Here is a 15,952-nt window from a genome sequence, read left to right on the forward strand (position 1 = left end):
GTCAGTGGCTCCGCTGCGCGGCGAGTCTCTTGTTCCAGATCGCCACCGCCTGGTCCAGCGCCTGCTTCACGTCCTGCTTGCCGGTGACGCCGGCTTCGACGGCCTTCACCAGGTAGCGGCGCAGTTCATCGTAGTCGGTGATGCCGGCCACGTACAGCGTGTGCGAGTGCGGCATCGACACGGCGCCCGCGGATACGGCCTTTTCGGCGGCGCCGGCGCCCGGCGGCACGGTGGTGAAGAACGGATCGTTGGCCGCCTGCGCCATCGCCGGATACACGCTGGCCTGCTTGGCGAAGGCCAGCTGGTTGGCGTCGTTGGTGAGATAACGGGCGAACTTGCCGACCGCCGGCAGCAGCTTGGCGTCGACGTTCTTCGGCACGGCGAAGTGGATCAGCCAGCCGCCGTCGGCGATGCCGGTGGGGCCGAGCGGCGCGGGGGCGACGTCGGTGATGGCGTAGATGTCTTTGGCGTCGGTCTCGATGCGCTTGACGGCCGTCGGTGGCGCCAGCAGCATGCCGAGGCGGCCGCCCTTGTAGGCGTCGATCGCGGCGGGGAAGTTATCCTCGGCGAACAGCGCGTCCTTCAGCAGGCCGCCGGCCTTGTAGGTCTCGGCCAGTTTGGCGATCAGCGCGATGTGGGCAGGGGAGTTGAACACCGCCTTGCCGTCGCGGATCACGGCCAGGCCTTGCTGCATCATCAGGCCGTCGATCTTGGACAGCGCGGGACACAGGCCGGCCTTGCCGGTGCGGGCGGCGATCTGGCGCGCGAACAGCAGCTGCTCGTCGAGATCGCGCGGCGCGTGCGTGATGCCGGCGGCTTTGAAAATCTGCGTGTTGTAGGCGATGACGGCGACGTTGCTGTACATCGGGAAGCCGTAGGTCTTGCCGCCGAAGCGCAGGTCTTCCAGCGTGCTGGGAAGGTAGCGCGGGCGGGCGTCGCCGAGCAGCGCGTCGACCGGCGCGAGCAGGCCGTCGCGGGCGAATTCGTCGGCCCAGGGCACGTTCAGGTTGACCAATGCGGGCGGGGTGCCGGCGACGATGCGCGTCACCAGCTTGGTCTGGATCACGTCCCACGGGAAGTCGACCCACTCCACTTTCACGCCCGGATTGCCGGCTTCGTAGTTTTTCACCAGCGTCTCAAAGTAGGGAGTGAACTTGGGCTTCATGCTGAAGGTCCAGAATTCGATTTTCTCGGGCGCCGCCGCGAGGGTGGCGCCACCCAGCAAGGCCTGCACCATCAATGCCGTCAGCAATATGCGATTCTTCATTGATGGTGCCGCTGCTTAGTTGGTCTTGGTGACTTTGCTCAGATGGCGCGGCGCGTCCGGGTCCATGCCGCGCGCGGCCGACAGCTGGGCCGCCATCACGTAGAAGGCCTGGATCGCCACGATCGGGTCCAGGTCCGGCGTGGCGGCGACCGGCAAGGTCAGGTCGCGCTCGGCCACGTCGGCCGGCGCGGCCAGCAGCACGCGCGCGCCACGGCCGCGCATCTCGGACGCCAGCTGCAGCAGGCTCGCCTGCGTCGGGCCACGGGTGGCGAAGATCACCAGCGGGTAGCCTTCCTCGATCAGCGCCATCGGGCCGTGCTTGATCTCCGCGCCGCTGAAGGCTTCCGCCTGCAGCGCCGAGGTCTCCTTGAACTTCAGCGACGCCTCCAGCGCCACCGGGAAGCTGATGCCGCGTCCCACCACCATGATGTTGCGGGCCGGCGCCAGCACTTCGATGGCCGAGGTCCAGTCCTCCTTGGTGGCCGCGCGCAGCGAATCGGGCAGGGCCTCCAGGCCGGCCAGCAGCTCCGGATCGTTCTGCCACGCGGCCACCAGGCGCGCGCCGGCCACCATGCTGGTGATGAAGCTCTTGGTGGCGGCCACGCTCTGCTCTTTGCCGGCGCGCAGCGGGATCGCCCATTCGGCGGCATGCGCCAGCGGCGAGTCGATGTCGTTGACCAGCGCGATGGTGGTGGCGCCGCCGTCGCGGAAGTACTTGATCGGCTCGACCACGTCAGGGCTCTGGCCCGACTGCGAGATCGAGATCGCCAAGGTGTCGCGGGTGATCAGCGGCGACTTGTTCAGGGTGACCAGCGACATCGGCAGCGACGCCACCACGCGGCCCAGGCGCGCCATGATCAGGTAGGCCGCGTAGGCGCAGGCGTGGTCCGAGCTGCCGCGCGCGATGGTCAGCGCGGTCGAGAAGGACGTGCTCCTCAATTTGCGGCCCAGCTCCGCGTAACGGTCTCCATCGCTGGCCAGCTGCAGGGCTACGCAATCAGCGGCGGACAGGGCTTCTTTCAACATCATTGAGGTCACAACAATTCTCCTTCGATATAGACGGCTTTGAGATTCAGGTCACGGTCGAGCACCACGAAGTCGGCGTAGGCGCCGGGGGCCAGGCGGCCCCGCTCTTGCAGGCCGAGATAATCGGCCGCATACGTTGAGACCCGTGCCGAGGCGTCCGCCAGATCGAGGCCGAGTCCGACCAGGTTGCGCAGCGCCTGGTCCATGGTGAGGGTGCTGCCGGCCAGCGTGCCGTCGGGCAGGCGCACGCCGCCCATGCACTTCATGACGGTGTGGCGGCCCAGCATGTACTCGCCGTCCGGCATGCCGGTGGCGGCGGTCGAATCGGTCACGCAGTACAGCTGCGGGATGCAGCGCAGCGCGGTGCGGATGGCGCCGGGGTGCACGTGCAGCAGGTCGGGAATGAATTCGGCGTACTGCGCATGGGCCAGCGCGGCGCCGACCATGCCGGGCTCGCGGTGGTGCAGGCCGGTCATGGCGTTGAACAGGTGGGTGAAGCCGTGCGCGCCGTGCGCCAGCGCGGCCACGCCGTCCTCGTAGCTGCCGAGGGTGTGGCCGATCTGCACGCGCATGCCGGCGTCGGACAGCTCGCGCACCAGTTCCAGGTGGCCGCCGATTTCCGGCGCCACGGTGATCAGTTTGATCGGCGCGATCGCCTCCAGGCGCTCGACGTCGGCCAGCTTGGCGGTGCGCGCGAACGGCGGCTGCGCCCCCAGCTTGCCGGAGTTGATGAACGGTCCTTCCAGATGCACGCCCAGCACGCGCGCCTCGCCCTTGCCGCGCTGGGCGGCGGCCTTGCCGATGCCCAGCAGCGCGAGGTCGATGTCCTCCGGCGGCGCGGTCATCGTGGTGGCCAGCATGCTGGTGGTGCCGTGCTTCGCGTGGATGGCGGCGATGGTGCGGACAGCGTCGCCGCCCTCCATCACGTCCTTGCCGCCGCCGCCGTGCACGTGCAGGTCGATAAAGCCAGGCAGGATATAGGCTTCTTCGTTTTTCGACGGGTCGGTGCTGCTGCCGTGGATGGCGGCGATGCGGTCGCTGAAGGTGATCTCGCCGCGGACCCAGCCCGCCGACGTCAGGATATTGCCTTGGATTGCACTGCTCATCTGCGCGACTCCGCTACGAATTCATAATAATCACTGCGGCAATACGAGTGGGTCAGTTCCACCGCCGCGCCGTTGTCGAGATAACTGACGCGGGTGATGTGCAGCATGGCGGCACCCGCGGGGATATTGGCCAGGCGCGCCTGCTCGGCGCTGGCGTTGACGGCGCGGATGTGCTGCAGCGCGCGCATCGGGATGGTGCCGTTGGCTTCCAAATAGCCGTACAGCGAATCGGTCACGCTGTGCGGATTGGGCATGTACTGGGCCGGGATGGTGGTGGTCTCGATCGCCATCACCACGTCGTCGGCGGTGCGCAGGCGCTTCAGGCGCGCCACCGGCATGTTGGGCGACAGGCCGAGCGAGAGCAGCTCCACCGGCGAGGCGATGCCGATGTCGCGCTGCAGCCAGCGCGAGCCGGCCGTGAAGCCGCGCTCGCGCAGCTCTTCGGAAAAGCTGGTCAGGCGCGACAAGGGCTGCTCCAGCTTGGGCGTGATGTAGGTGCCGGAGCCGCGCTTGCGGGTCAGCATGCCGCGCTCGCACAGCATGTCGATCGCCTTGCGGGCGGTCACGCGCGAGATGTGCAGCATGTCCGACAGCACGCGCTCGGACGGCAGGGCCTCGTTGGCGCGCCAGTCGCCGGCGGCGATCCCGTCGGACAGCTTGTTGGCAAGCTGCATGTACAGCGGGGTGTCGCTGTCGGCATCGGGCTGGAAATCGCTCAACTGGGCTAGCACGGGCTTACTCCTTCAGGCGTTGTTGGATCAGCCGCAGCGCGCCTGCCGCGGAATCGCCCTGCGGCGTGACGATCCGCTTCAACATCGAGACCGGCAGGTAGGGGCGCAACGGCGCCGCCAGCCCGCCGCACAGCGCGATCGGCAGCTGGCCGCCGGCGTCGAGCGCGTTGCCCATCAATTCCACCTGGTGTCCGGCCTCCTGCAGGATGGCGCGCGCGGTGTCGTTCGACTCGCCGTGCTGCAGCACGATGCGCGCCAGCTGCGCGTATTGCGTCTGCGTGGCCTTGGCCAGCCAGTTCTGCAGCGCGTCGCGGCCGCCGCCGCAGGCCTGCGCCAGGTCGGCGCTGAAGGCGTTGGCCGGCACGCGACCGTCGAGCACCTGCTGCACGTGGTTGACGGCGCGCAGGCCGATCCAGGCGCCGCCGGCCTCGTCGCCGGCCGGGAAGCCCCAGCCGCCGACCTCGACGTGGACGCCGTCCATGCGCTTGATCTCGCCGACGCTGCCGGTGCCCAGCGCGATGATGGCGCCGGGCTGGCCGCGATGGGCGCCGAGCACGGTGGTGTGGCCGTCGGTCTCCAGCGCCACGCGGGCGTAGCCGGGATTGGCCGCGACGAACTCGGCGGCCCAGGCGCGGTTGTGCACGCCGGCCAGGCCGAGGCCGATGGCGATGGTGTCCTTGGCCGGGAATTCAATGTCGGCGGCGCGGAAAGCCATGCCGGCCGCGTCCTCGACCGAGGCCCAGGCGTTGGCGATGCCGTGTATCAGGCCGGACGGGCCGCTGACGCCTTCGGCCAGTTCCATGCCGTCGATGCGCGCCAGGCGCACCCTGGTGCCGGTGCCGCCGCCGTCAACGCCGATTAAAAAGTCGATCATGATTATCCGAGAATGCTGTGCCGGGATGCCCCGTGTTGAGGGCACTATATGGGCAGGCAAACCAGCTTGTCAACAGGTATTTAACTGGTATTAAAAAATATTGAAGTGGACTTGCGTTGTCGACTTGGAATGTATTTGTAAGTACTTGTTTTAATTGGTAATTGCTGGTTTTTGCGGCAACTGGTCCGGTGTCGCATTTGCATGCCACTTTGGTCTGGTTTTGGTAGGGAAGGGGGCCGAGGGAGTACACTATGGCTTTAGTGCACTTTTGAAGGCAAGATGATGAACGATTACTGGGACGACTGGCAGAAGGAAGCGTTGGCTGCCGGCGTGAAGGCGCCGCTGGCCAAGCTGGGGATGGAAGTGATGAAGGCCAACCGCAAGAATCGCTGGCCCAAGCACTTCATCGGGCGGATGGAGGATGGTCCGATGATGCTGGCGATGTGCCTGGAGGAGCCGGACGAGACGGAGCTGCTGTTCATCGAAAACCTGCATCCGTACGACGCCAAGCTGATCGCCGCCACCAAGAAGCGCCTCTGCTTCGATTAAACAACTTTGGGGTCAAGTCTGACATTCGGACACGAGCTCTGCTGTAAGTACGTGCTTACAGCAGAGCTCGTGTCCGAATGTCAGACTTGACCCCAATTTTATTTGGTGTTTTTGCGGTCGTAGGTGGTGGTTTTATCGGCGACGTTGACGGTGGCGCTGCCGGGGCCGCTGACGTGGACGTCGGCCTGGCCGGTCCACAGCTGGCGCCCGTGCAGGCTGCCCGAGCCGCTCAGTTGCGCGACCAAGGTGTCGGTCTTGCCTTCGAGTTTGACCTCGCCCGGACCGTGCATGTTGAGCTTGACGTTCTTGCAGGCGGTGGTGGCGCTCAGGTCGCCTGAGCCGCTGAGCTCGGCGTCGAGCGCGTCGCTGACCTTGTTCAGGATGATGTTGCCCGGCCCGCGGCTGCGCGTGACCGCGCGCGCCACCTGCAGCGCCTGCCCCTCCAGATCCCCCGAGCCGCTCACTTCCGCGCTGAGCACGCCCACGCTGCCCGACAGGTTCATATTGCCCGGCCCGCTGAGCAGGGCGCGCGCGGTCGGCGCCATCAGGCCGCGCACGGTCAGGTCGCCCGAGCCGTGCACCTCGGCGTCGAATTTCTTGATGGCGCCGGACAGGCAGGCTTCGCCGGGACCGTGCAGGATGGCGCTGGCCGCCTCGATGTTGAGCGCGCAGGCCTCGAGGTCGCCCGAACCGGCGATCTCGACGCGGATCTCCTTGGCCGCGCCGTGCAGCGACACCGAACCCGGCCCGTGCATCGAGGTGTTGATCTTGTTGGCGTGCAGGTCGTCGAGGTCGAGGTCGCCCGAGCCGGTGACCGACAGGTTCACGTCCTGCGTCATGCCGCCGGCGCTGACGTCGCCCGGGCCGCTCATGGTCAGGTTCAGGCTGGCCGCCTTGAGCGTGCGCAGGTCGAGGTCGCCGCTGCCGGAGGCCTCGACCGTCAGATCGCGCACGCTGCCGCTGGCGTGCACGTCGCCGGGGCCTTCCGAGGCCAGCGTCAGTTGTTGCCCCTGGAATTGTTGCAGATCAACGTCACCGCTGCCGGAGTTGCGTAGGCTCTTCAGACCGGCGGCGCTGATGCGGATGGTCATCGGCGGCTTGTTGTCCTTGCCCCAGCTGAAATTGAAGGTCCAGCCCTTGATTTTCGTGCGCGGCTGGCGCACGGTGAGGGTGTCGCCGCTGACCGAGGTTTCGATGTCGGCGAACTGGCGGCGCAGGCCGGACAGTTCGATGGTGTTGCCCGGCTGCGCCGTGACGATCACCCGGAACGGGCCGCTGATGGCGAGCTTGCTGAAGGCCGCGACGGTGCGCGTTTCGGTGCCGGTGCTGTCGTCCTGCTTGGTGTCGGCCAAGGCGGCGGTGCCGGCCAGCGATGCCAGCAACAGGGCGGAAACCAGCGCGGTGTGTTTGATCGTCTGCTTCATATTGTTCTCGATGATGGGAAGTGGCGAGGATTGAACGATATGACAATTGCCGCCCGGCGGCGCGCGGAATGGGACGGACGCGCGTAACAGGGGGATCAGCTGCAAAATATCGGTGGTGAACCGTGATTCAACTTCGGCCCGGCGACGCCGTTAAATGTCATAATGGACGCCAGCATGTATTGCCGGGGAATACCTGTGCGGATCAAGGGAGTACACATGATCAGATATATGGGAACCAAAAATACAGAGGATGGCTCGGTGCTGTATATTTTTTTGATTAACGGCTTGCAGAAGGAAATTCGGGAAAGCGCCTTGAAACAATATCCTGGCTGTTACGAAGCCCTTCCGGCCACGGCCAAGGCGCGCATCAGCGCCAACCGCTCCTGGCTGTCGAAACTATAATGCCGTCCTTTCCGGGTGTGCTGCGCGGCGCCCTGGCCGCCGGGCTGGCGGCCGCCTGCTGCGCGGCCGGCGCGCAGTCGGTGCCGACCACCTTCGGCACCATCATCGGCAACGGCCTGCTGTGCCGCGACCAGACCGACAACCTGTATTTCTACGACTATCTGCTCAAGGCCTTCGGCCCGGCGTACAAGCACGACGGCGGCGCCTACTGGTTCAAGACCGACGGCGCCAGCCTGTGGGGCACGCCGATTTCCGAGGTCATGGTCAGCGACGACACCAGCACCTACATCTTCGTCGGCGCCGTGGCCGAGGCCACGCCGGAGGAGCTGGAGCGCGCCATCATTGCCCAGGTCGGCCTGCATTATGCGAGAATCGACAGTTCGGCGTATCCGGTGCGCGAGGCCAAGCCGGCCAGCCGCATCGTCTACTTCGACACCAAATCCAAGATTTACTGCGCCAAGTTCAAGCCCTTGCCGCCGGTGCAGCCGCCGCCGGTGCGCCAGCGCTTGAAGTAGCGCATCGCCAGGGTCTTCATGTACACGCATTTTTTCAATCTGAAACAGTCGCCGTTCTCCATCGCGCCCGATCCCCGCTACCTGTTCATGAGCGAACGCCATCGCGAGGCGCTGGCGCATTTGTTGTACGGCGTCGGCAGCGGCGGCGGCTTCGTGCTGCTGACCGGCGAGATCGGCGCCGGCAAGACCACCGTGTGCCGCTGCTTCATGGAGCAGATCCCGGACAATTGCAAGCTGGCCTATATCTTCAATCCCAAGCTGTCGGTGGAGGAGCTGCTGCTGTCGATCTGCGACGAGTTCGGCATCGCGCTGGCGCCGCAGGGGCGGATCAGCGTCAAGGGCTATGTGGACGCGATCAACGCCTACCTGCTCGACAGCCACGCGCAGGGCCGCAACAACGTGCTGATCATCGACGAGGCGCAGAACCTGTCGGCCGAGGTGCTGGAGCAGCTGCGCCTGCTGACCAACCTGGAGACCAGCGAGCGCAAGCTGCTGCAGATCATCCTGATCGGCCAGCCGGAGCTGCGCGCGATGGTGGCGCGGCCGGAGCTGGAGCAGCTGGCGCAGCGGGTGATCGCGCGCTATCACCTGGGCTCGCTGAGCGAGGCGGAGACCGGGGCGTATATCGAGCACCGGCTGGCGGTGGCGGGCGCGGCGGCGATCGCGCCGTTTCCGCGCCGGTTGATGGGGCTGGTGCACAGCCTGGCCAAGGGCGTGCCGCGCCGTATCAATCTGCTGTGCGACCGGGCGCTGCTGGGGGCGTATGTGGAGAACCAGCCGCAGGTGACGCGCAATATCCTGCGCAAGGCGGCGGCCGAGGTGTTCGCCCGGCCGGACGGCGTGGCGGGCGGCGAGGGCGGCAGGACCGGCGCGGCGCGCTGGTCCTGGGTGGCGGCCGGCGTGCTGGGCGGGGTGATCCTCAGCGGGGCGGGCGGGCAGCTGGCGGCGCGCGACGCCAAGCCGGCCTTGCCGGGCGCGCAGGCCGCTTCGGCGCCGGTGGCGGCGCCCAGGGCGACGCTGGCCGTGGCCGCGCCGGGGGCTGTGTCTCGGGCGGCGCCTGCTGGTTCCGCGACTGTGCCGGCAGCCAAGGTGGCGCTGGCCGGTTCCGCGTCCGCATTGGGTGGAGAGGGAGCGCAGGGCGGCAGCGCGGCGGCCTTGCGCCAACTGGCGGCGATCTGGGGGCTGGCGCTGCCGGACGGCGAGCCTTGTCCGACGGCGGCGCGCCTGAATCTGCGCTGCCTGCAGGTCAAGGGCGGCATGGCGGAGTTGCGGCTGCTGGACCGTCCGGCGATGCTGACGCTGCACGACGATCCGACCGCGCCCAACTATGTGCTGCTGACGGCCATCGACGACGGCGGCGCGACCATCGTCGCGCCCGGCGGCAAGCCGCAGCGCATCGGCCTGGACGCGCTGACGGCGCGCTTCGACGGCGAGTTCACCACCTTCTGGCGCGCGCCGCGCAGCTGGCGCGACGAGGTCTCGGGCGGCGATCACGGTCCCGACGTGGACTGGCTGGCGCGGCGCCTGGCCCAGATCTACGGGCTGAAGAAGCCGCTGGACGATCAGCCGCTGAGCGCCGGCCTGCGCGCGCGCCTGGTCGATTTCCAGACCGAGCAGCATCTCAAGGCGGACGGCGTGGCCGGTCCGAAAACTTTCATCCGGCTGTATCAGCTGGGCGGCGTGCAGGAGCCGCGCCTGTTGGCGGCCGGCGCCGGGGCGGGGAAATAATATGTCGTATATTTTGGAAGCATTGAAGAAGGCGCAGGCGGAGCGTCAGCTGGGCAACGCGCCCACGCTGCACGCGCCGACCTTGCACGGGACGGAGCGCGAGGCGGCCGGCGGCATGTTGAAGAAGCCGCTGGTGCTGGCGCTGCTGGCGATGGGCGTGGCGGTCGTGGTGTTGCTGGTCCTGGTGCTGCGCCCGGCACAGCAGCCGGCAGGCATGCCGCCGGCCAAGCCTGCGCCGATGCCGGCGCCGACAGCGGCGGCGCCGGCCGTCACCCCAGCGCCTGCGCCTGCGCAGATGCCTGCTGCCCAGGCCGTCAACGTTCAGCCGGCAGCCAAGGCACCGCAGGCGGCCCCCTTGCCGCCGCCGGTGGCGACCGTGACGCCGGCGCCGCGTCCGCATCCATCGGCGCAGCCCGCCGAGCAGGCAGCCGTGGCCGAGCAGGCCGCCAAGCCGGCCGCCGCGCCGGAAGAGCCGGTCCAGAACCTGCGCGACCTGCCGGAGCCGATACAGCGTTCCATTCCGCACATCGCGGTCGGCGGCTACATTTATTCCAAGAATCCAGCCGACCGCCTGCTGTTGATCGACAAGATCCTGCGCCATGAAGGCGAGGAGGTCGCTCCCGGCCTGGTCCTTGAGAAACTGCAGCCGCGCGAGGCGGTGTTCAATTTCAAGGGCTATCGCTACCGCGTTCCGTATTAAAAGCTGTCATCCGCCCGTCATGTGGAAATGATATTTTTCTATCATTGAAATTCATGCACGGGAAATACGATGAAACACCTGAAATTGCTGCCGCTGCTGATCGCCGCCGCCTTCGCTGTTCCACGCGCCCACGCCGCCGACCAACAGCCATCCACGCAACAGGAGACCAGCACCCATGTCGCCGGTCTCATCTGCATCGGCTTGCTGATGCTGGGCGCGCGCGGCGCCCGCAGCGAACGCTTCAAGGCCCTGAACGAGGAGTAAGGCCCTGCCGTGCCCGCGCCGATGTTGCTGCGTATAATGGCGGCGACGAGATGCTGTGGAGAGACAGGCAATGCAACAAGACATACCGGCGCGTGAGCGCACTGTACTGGCCGTGGTCGGAACCTCGGGCAGCGGCAAGACCACGCTGCTGGAGGTGCTCATCGCCGGCCTGGCCGCACGCGGGCTGAAGGTCAACGTCGTCAAGCACAGCCACCACGACCTGGAGCTCGAGCCGCCGCACAAGGACAGCGCGCGCCTGCGCATGGCCGGCGCGGCCGAGGTGATGGTGGCGTCGCCGTTCCGGTTCGCCATCGTGCGCGAGCTGCGCGGCGCACCGGAGCCGTCGCTGGATGAGCAACTGGACCGCCTCGCGCCCGCCGACCTGATCCTGCTGGAAGGCTTCAAGTCCTATCCGGTCGCCAAGCTGGAGGTGTATCGCGCCGCCGCCGGCAAGCCGCCGCTGTATCCGGACGACGGACGCGTGATCGCGGTCGCCTCCGACCAGCCGGCGCCGGCGGACCTGCGGCCGGGCGTGGACTGGCTGGATGTGAACCAGCCCCCGGCGGTACAGGCCTGGCTGGAGGCCTATTTGAAAAAAGTTTCGTCCCACACCTAAAGTTGGCCGCAGAACGTCCGTAAAAGAAGTGATACGCCTTATTGGAGGATCACATGGACATTTCAGGTATTGCTCAAGCGGCAACCACGATCGCGGACACCGGCACCAAGCAGGCGGTCGGCGTGGCGGTGTTGAAGAAGGCCCAGGACATCCAGGCGTCCAGCGCCGCGGCCCTGATCGAGGCGATTCCTCCGGTGCCGTCGGCGCCGAACCTGCCTTCGCACCTCGGCAACACGATCAACACGACAGCCTGAGCGGCGTCGTTGCGGCCCGCCCGGCGCCGCCTTACCGTCCTGCGCGCCGCCCGGTGCGCAGCGTGCCGGGGCGTTCCTGCGTCCGGCGTAGTTTCCCGATGTGAACCCGGTCAACAGAATGATGCGTAGTCGCGTTATTGCTGGTACGCTGCGTCTGCTCGGCAGTGTTGAAAAAAATCGGAAAAAAACTGTAAGGCCGGCCCGCCATTGGCCGACTACCGTACAGTTGCAGACGATTTGCGTTGCACAACCTAACTTCATCCTTGAGGAGACTTACCATGAACAAACGTCAAGCCCTGATCGCCGCCGCCCTGGCCACCGTCTGCGCCGCATCCGCCGCCACCGCTTCGGCCGCGACCGCGTCGGCCTCGGCTGAAAAAGAGAAGTGCTTCGGCATCGCCAAGGCCGGCCAGAACGATTGCGCCGCCGCCAACGGTTCGCACTCCTGCGCCGGCCAGTCCAAGACCGACAACGGCGCCGCCGAGTGGAAATACGTGGCCAAGGGCACCTGCGAAAAAGCCGGCGGCAAGACTGCTGCGCCAGCCAAGTAATCGCGCGGCCGGTCGCGGAGCCATGTCCTCGCCAGGTCCAGCGCAGCCGATGCCGGGCGTGGGCGTGGGGCTGAGGGCTCCGCATTACCGGCAATTCATCGAGCAGCGGCCGCGCGCCGCGTGGCTCGAAGTCCACACCGAAAATTATCTCGATCAAGCCGGCTGGGACTGGCACGTGCTGCAGCAATTGCGGCGCGATTATCCGATCAGTCTGCATGGTGTCGGCCTGGGACTGGGCTCGGCGCGCGGCTACTCCGAACAGCATCTTGACCGCGTGCGCGCCCTGGTGGAGCGGGTGGAGCCGATGCTGGTGTCCGAACATCTGTGCTGGAGCGCCGTCGGCGACCGGCAACTCAACGATCTATTGCCGCTGACGCTGGACCAGTCCGCGCTCGACCTGCTGTGCGCGCGCGTGGGCCGGGTGCAGGATGTGCTCAAGCGCCAGCTGCTGCTGGAAAACGTGTCGACCTATGTGCGCTTCCACGCGGACGCGATGAGCGAGGCGGAGTTCATGGCGGCACTGGCGGCGCGCACCGGCTGCGGCCTGCTGCTCGACATTAACAATCTCTACGTCAACCAGTGCAACCACGGCGAGGACGCGCTGGCCGCGATCGCCGCGATCCGGCCTGGCATGGTGGGCGAGATGCATCTGGCCGGCCACCTGGTGACGCCGGAGGCGGTGATCGACCATCACGGCGACACTGTGGCCGAGCCGGTCTGGCGGCTGTACGAGGCGGCGTTGCGGCGCTTCGGCGCGCTGCCGACCCTGATCGAATGGGATACCGACATCCCCGAGCTGAGCGTGTTGCTGGGCGAGGCGGAGAAGGCCGAGGCGCTGCATCGCCAATACGCCGCCGTCACTGTGGCCGATGCGCCGCGCCCGGCCGCGCAGGCGGCGGCCGACGAGCAGGCGCCGGCGCTGGTCGTCAGCCAGCAGACCTTCGCCGGCGCGCTGTTCGATGCGCGCCAGACGCCGGCCGCGCTGGCGCTGTTCAAGGGTGAGCGCAACGAGCACCGTTACGCGCTGTATCGCGGCAACCTCAGCGCCACCTGGAGCAAGACGCTGGGCGCGGCCTATCCGGTGATCCAGCAGTTGGTGGGCGAGGAATTCTTCGGCGGCCTGGCGCAGGCGTACGGACGCGCCCATCCCTCCGATAGCGGCGACCTGAACCGCTTTGGCGCGCACTTCGCCGTCTTCCTGCGCGCCTTCCCGCACGTGGCCGATTACCCGTACCTGCCGGACATGGCGACGTTGGAGTGGACCCTGCACCGCGCCCACTACGCGCCGTCGGCGGACGGCGTGACCGCGCAGCAGATGGCGGCGCTGACGCCGGAGCAGGTCGAGACGGCGCGGCTGACGCTGCATCCGGCCTGCACGCTGCTGGCGTCGGAGTGGGCGACGATACCGCTGTGGCAGGCGCACCAAGCCGGCAGCGGCGTGCCGTTCCCGGCCGAGCTGGCGGCGCCGGATTACGGGCTGGTCACGCGGCCGCGCTGGAAAACCCAGGTGCTGCCGCTGACGGCGGCCAGCCACGCGGCCTTGTCGGTGCTGGCGGCGGGCGGCGCGTTCGGCGCGGCGCTGGACGCGGCCTTCGAGCGCGACGACGACTACGACATCGCCGCCAATTTGCAGCAATGGATAGATCACGCATTGATTGTCAGGATAGACGCCTAGCGGCGACTAACTAATTTTGAAAGCGCAATGATGAAAACTATCCTCGGCTGGCACCAACACATTTCCCGCTACGACGCGGCACTGACCGCGTGGGGCGGTTCCCTTATGAGTCTGGCGTTGCGCTGGTACGTGGGCTGGCAATTCTTCAAGGCCGGCCTGGTCAAGGTCGGCGACTGGGGCGCGACGCTGGCGCTGTTCCATGACGAATACAAGGTGCCGCTGCTGCCGCCGGACCTGGCGGCCTACGCGGGCGCTGCCGGCGAGCTGGCGCTGCCGGTGCTGTTGTGCGTGGGATTGGTGTCGCGGCCGGCGGCGCTGGCGCTGTTCCTGGTGAACGCGATGGCGGTGATTTCCTACCCGCAGTTGCTGACCTTCGAGTGCCCGGCCGCGATCAACGACCACTTCTACTGGGGCGCGATGCTGCTGGTGCTGGTGGCCTATGGTCCGGGCAAGTTGTCGCTGGACGCCTGGCTGGCCGGGCGCCGCGCGGCCTAGGTGGGGCGGAAGGCGCGCAGCAGCTTGGCCTCGCCGGTCAGGTCCTGGTGCAGGCGGTTGGCGGCGGCGGTGAGCTCCATCATGCGGTTGAGCTGAACATCCTCGAAGCGCGCCAGTTCCTCGGTGGCGGTGAGCAGCGCCTGCGCCAGCTTGGCGCGCGCCGCCTGATACAGCAGGCCGTGGTGCTGGCCGGTGTTCTTGAGCAGTTCCTCGGCGTTTTCGATCACTTGCCGCAGGTCGTCGAGCAGTCGTTCCTGTGTTTGCATATTGTGTGCAGGATCGTCCATGACGTTCCCCTGGTCATAAGTGAAACTGGTTGAACAAGCCGGGCAGCGGGCCATTTCAATATATCGGCGCGTGGTGCCGCCGGTTTGCGCTGCGTCAAACTGGCCTCCCCGCCACACGCTTCAGCTTAGCCTATTATTGCCCAAATGCAAGACAAATTACACGCCGTCGACGCTGATGCACACGTCGCCGACGCTCACTTGCTGGCCGGCGCGGATCTTGGCGGTCTTGCGCAACTCCTGCTTGCCGTCGACCTTGACGCCGCCTTCGGCGACCATCATCTTGCCGGCGCCGCCGCTGTCGCACAGGCCCACCAGCTTGAGCAACTGATTCAGCTCAACGAATTCGCCGCTCAATTCAAAACTTACTTTCTGCATTTTATCCTCTGTTGCTATGATGTGAAATCGGTGCCGTTGCCAGCTTTCGATAGTGTAGCGGCATTCCGACAGGGCCGCAGTTTACTCGACGTTTGCCTCATGGTTGAGGTTGCTGTTGAGAAAAAAAGTTGCTATTCTGAGTTAACTGCTGAATTTTTACGCAGCATGGTTTGCCCTCAGTGAGTTGCACCATGAACAAGTATCTCTGGCCAGTCGCAGTCTTGATGTGCCCGCTTTCCGGCTTGGCGGGCGCCGCCACATCCGATCCCTTCGCGCCGCAAAAACCGCCGCCCGCGTTTGAAAAACGGGCCAATTCGTCGTTGCTGTTCGACGCGGCCGATCGCCAGTCCGCGCTCAGCGAGCAGCTGCAGGGCGATGGCGCGGCGCGCTACGGCGCCATCTTCAGCGGCGGGCCGCGCCTGCATGTCGGCGCCTTGCCGGACAACCTGGCCTTGCTCGATCCGCTCGGCCCCATGCTCAACGAGCACAGCAAGCGTTTCCTCACCAGCGCGGATTTTGAAAAGAAAATGGGGCGCGCGGTCGGCATCCTGACCGTCGGCATCTTGCGCGAGACCGGCTCGGTGCTGGGTTCGCAGCAGGCGCCGGCGCTGGCGATGAACACCCGGCCCACCACCACCTTCACGTCGGCCTCGCTGGGCTACGCGCTCAGTTCGCGCAGCGCGCTGATGCTGATGGCGTCCTACGGTCGCACCGAGGGCATCGGCAATCCGGACAGTTTGATCGCCCAGGTGTCGTCGGTACGCACGATGGCGTTCAGCGTGGGGCTCTCGACGCGCCAGCTGTTCAACAGCCACGACCGTTTCGCCGTGACCTTGTCGGTGCCGGCCAAGGTGCGGGCCGGCACGCTGCAATACAGCGGCGCGGCGCCGCAGAGCGGCGACCCCGGCGCCCCGGCCTTCGGCGCGCCGACGCTGAACCTGCGGCCGACCGCCACCGAGCGCGACCTGGAATTCGGCTACACCACCACCTTCGGCCGCGACGGCCGCCTGGGCAAGCTGACCGGCGCCGTCATGTGGCGGGTCAACCCCGGCCACGACGCCGGCGCCAAGCCGGACTGGCTGACCGGCGTGCGCTATTCCCGGGGCTTTTAAC

At 66.9% G+C, this 15,952-nt stretch carries 20 protein-coding genes; 12 read left to right on the forward strand and 8 right to left on the reverse strand.

Annotated elements, in window-relative coordinates:
- Window position 1 precedes the first annotated feature (1 nt).
- From HUX88_RS21180 to HUX88_RS21200, 5 genes are read right to left on the reverse strand one after another with little or no spacing between them, the layout of a single operon-like run.
- Window positions 2-1,267: an ABC transporter substrate-binding protein gene (locus HUX88_RS21180; protein WP_229219443.1), complete on the reverse strand. Its 1,266-nt coding sequence runs from the start codon at window positions 1,265-1,267 to the stop codon at window positions 2-4.
- 15 nt (window positions 1,268-1,282) lie between these two features.
- Complete coding sequence (locus HUX88_RS21185) at window positions 1,283-2,296, reverse strand: SIS domain-containing protein (RefSeq protein ID WP_161095944.1); 1,014 nt, start codon at window positions 2,294-2,296, stop codon at window positions 1,283-1,285.
- Window positions 2,297-2,301: 5 nt separating this feature from the next.
- Complete coding sequence (gene nagA, locus HUX88_RS21190; RefSeq protein WP_176363044.1) at window positions 2,302-3,399, reverse strand: N-acetylglucosamine-6-phosphate deacetylase; 1,098 nt, start codon at window positions 3,397-3,399, stop codon at window positions 2,302-2,304.
- A complete protein-coding gene (locus HUX88_RS21195; RefSeq protein WP_117015492.1) occupies window positions 3,396-4,130 on the reverse strand; it encodes a GntR family transcriptional regulator in 735 nt (244 codons plus the stop codon). Before HUX88_RS21195 ends, nagA begins: the two co-directional genes overlap by 4 nt.
- A gap of 4 nt (window positions 4,131-4,134) precedes the next feature.
- Window positions 4,135-5,004, reverse strand: a complete 870-nt coding sequence (locus HUX88_RS21200) for a BadF/BadG/BcrA/BcrD ATPase family protein (protein WP_176363045.1) — start codon at window positions 5,002-5,004, stop codon at window positions 4,135-4,137.
- A gap of 282 nt (window positions 5,005-5,286) precedes the next feature.
- Between HUX88_RS21200 and HUX88_RS21205 the strand changes: the two genes are divergently transcribed.
- On the forward strand, window positions 5,287-5,553 hold the full coding sequence (locus HUX88_RS21205) for a hypothetical protein (RefSeq protein ID WP_229213587.1): 267 nt from the start codon (window positions 5,287-5,289) through the stop codon (window positions 5,551-5,553).
- A 98-nt stretch (window positions 5,554-5,651) separates the two neighbouring features.
- On the opposite strand, the gene HUX88_RS21210 is transcribed toward HUX88_RS21205, so the two are convergent.
- The gene (locus HUX88_RS21210; RefSeq protein ID WP_176363046.1) at window positions 5,652-6,977 is read right to left on the reverse strand and encodes a GIN domain-containing protein; all 1,326 of its coding nucleotides are present in this window, start codon (window positions 6,975-6,977) and stop codon (window positions 5,652-5,654) included.
- A gap of 216 nt (window positions 6,978-7,193) precedes the next feature.
- On the opposite strand from HUX88_RS21210, the gene HUX88_RS21215 reads away from it, so the two are divergent.
- The 10 genes from HUX88_RS21215 to HUX88_RS21260 all read left to right on the forward strand — a co-directional run bounded on the left by HUX88_RS21215 (window position 7,194) and on the right by HUX88_RS21260 (window position 14,177).
- Complete coding sequence (locus HUX88_RS21215) at window positions 7,194-7,379, forward strand: hypothetical protein (protein WP_117015534.1); 186 nt, start codon at window positions 7,194-7,196, stop codon at window positions 7,377-7,379.
- Between the two features lie 17 nt (window positions 7,380-7,396).
- Window positions 7,397-7,894, forward strand: coding sequence for a hypothetical protein (locus HUX88_RS21220; protein ID WP_373886821.1), 498 nt, complete (start codon window positions 7,397-7,399; stop codon window positions 7,892-7,894).
- Between the two features lie 18 nt (window positions 7,895-7,912).
- Entirely contained in the window at window positions 7,913-9,622 is a 1,710-nt protein-coding gene (locus HUX88_RS21225; RefSeq protein ID WP_176363047.1) for an AAA family ATPase, read from the forward strand.
- 1 nt (window position 9,623) lies between these two features.
- A complete protein-coding gene (locus HUX88_RS21230) occupies window positions 9,624-10,322 on the forward strand; it encodes a general secretion pathway protein GspB (RefSeq protein WP_176363048.1) in 699 nt (232 codons plus the stop codon).
- A gap of 69 nt (window positions 10,323-10,391) precedes the next feature.
- Window positions 10,392-10,586 (forward strand): hypothetical protein, encoded by a 195-nt coding sequence (locus HUX88_RS21235; RefSeq protein WP_117015499.1) that lies wholly within the window; start codon window positions 10,392-10,394, stop codon window positions 10,584-10,586.
- A 70-nt stretch (window positions 10,587-10,656) separates the two neighbouring features.
- Window positions 10,657-11,202: a molybdopterin-guanine dinucleotide biosynthesis protein B gene (gene mobB / locus HUX88_RS21240; protein ID WP_117015500.1), complete on the forward strand. Its 546-nt coding sequence runs from the start codon at window positions 10,657-10,659 to the stop codon at window positions 11,200-11,202.
- 53 nt (window positions 11,203-11,255) lie between these two features.
- Window positions 11,256-11,456, forward strand: coding sequence for a YjfB family protein (locus HUX88_RS21245; protein WP_117015501.1), 201 nt, complete (start codon window positions 11,256-11,258; stop codon window positions 11,454-11,456).
- A gap of 278 nt (window positions 11,457-11,734) precedes the next feature.
- Entirely contained in the window at window positions 11,735-12,007 is a 273-nt protein-coding gene (locus HUX88_RS21250; RefSeq protein WP_117015502.1) for a DUF2282 domain-containing protein, read from the forward strand.
- A gap of 22 nt (window positions 12,008-12,029) precedes the next feature.
- Window positions 12,030-13,682 carry a DUF692 family multinuclear iron-containing protein gene (locus tag HUX88_RS21255; RefSeq protein WP_176363049.1) on the forward strand — a complete coding sequence of 551 codons (1,653 nt, stop codon included), beginning with the start codon at window positions 12,030-12,032 and terminating at the stop codon, window positions 13,680-13,682.
- 30 nt (window positions 13,683-13,712) lie between these two features.
- Window positions 13,713-14,177, forward strand: coding sequence for a DoxX family protein (locus HUX88_RS21260; RefSeq protein ID WP_176363116.1), 465 nt, complete (start codon window positions 13,713-13,715; stop codon window positions 14,175-14,177).
- Here the strand turns inward: HUX88_RS21260 and HUX88_RS21265 are convergent.
- Complete coding sequence (locus HUX88_RS21265) at window positions 14,174-14,464, reverse strand: DUF883 family protein (RefSeq protein WP_176363050.1); 291 nt, start codon at window positions 14,462-14,464, stop codon at window positions 14,174-14,176. The genes HUX88_RS21260 and HUX88_RS21265 overlap by 4 nt on opposite strands.
- 156 nt (window positions 14,465-14,620) lie before the next feature.
- Window positions 14,621-14,839: an RNA-binding S4 domain-containing protein gene (locus HUX88_RS21270; RefSeq protein WP_176363051.1), complete on the reverse strand. Its 219-nt coding sequence runs from the start codon at window positions 14,837-14,839 to the stop codon at window positions 14,621-14,623.
- 191 nt (window positions 14,840-15,030) lie between these two features.
- On the opposite strand from HUX88_RS21270, the gene HUX88_RS21275 reads away from it, so the two are divergent.
- Complete coding sequence (locus tag HUX88_RS21275) at window positions 15,031-15,951, forward strand: hypothetical protein (protein WP_176363052.1); 921 nt, start codon at window positions 15,031-15,033, stop codon at window positions 15,949-15,951.
- Window position 15,952 lies beyond the last annotated feature (1 nt).

This window comes from Duganella sp. BJB1802, from assembly GCF_013369445.1.
In the GTDB taxonomy this organism is placed as follows: Bacteria; Pseudomonadota; Gammaproteobacteria; order Burkholderiales; family Burkholderiaceae_D; genus Rugamonas; species Rugamonas vulcania_A.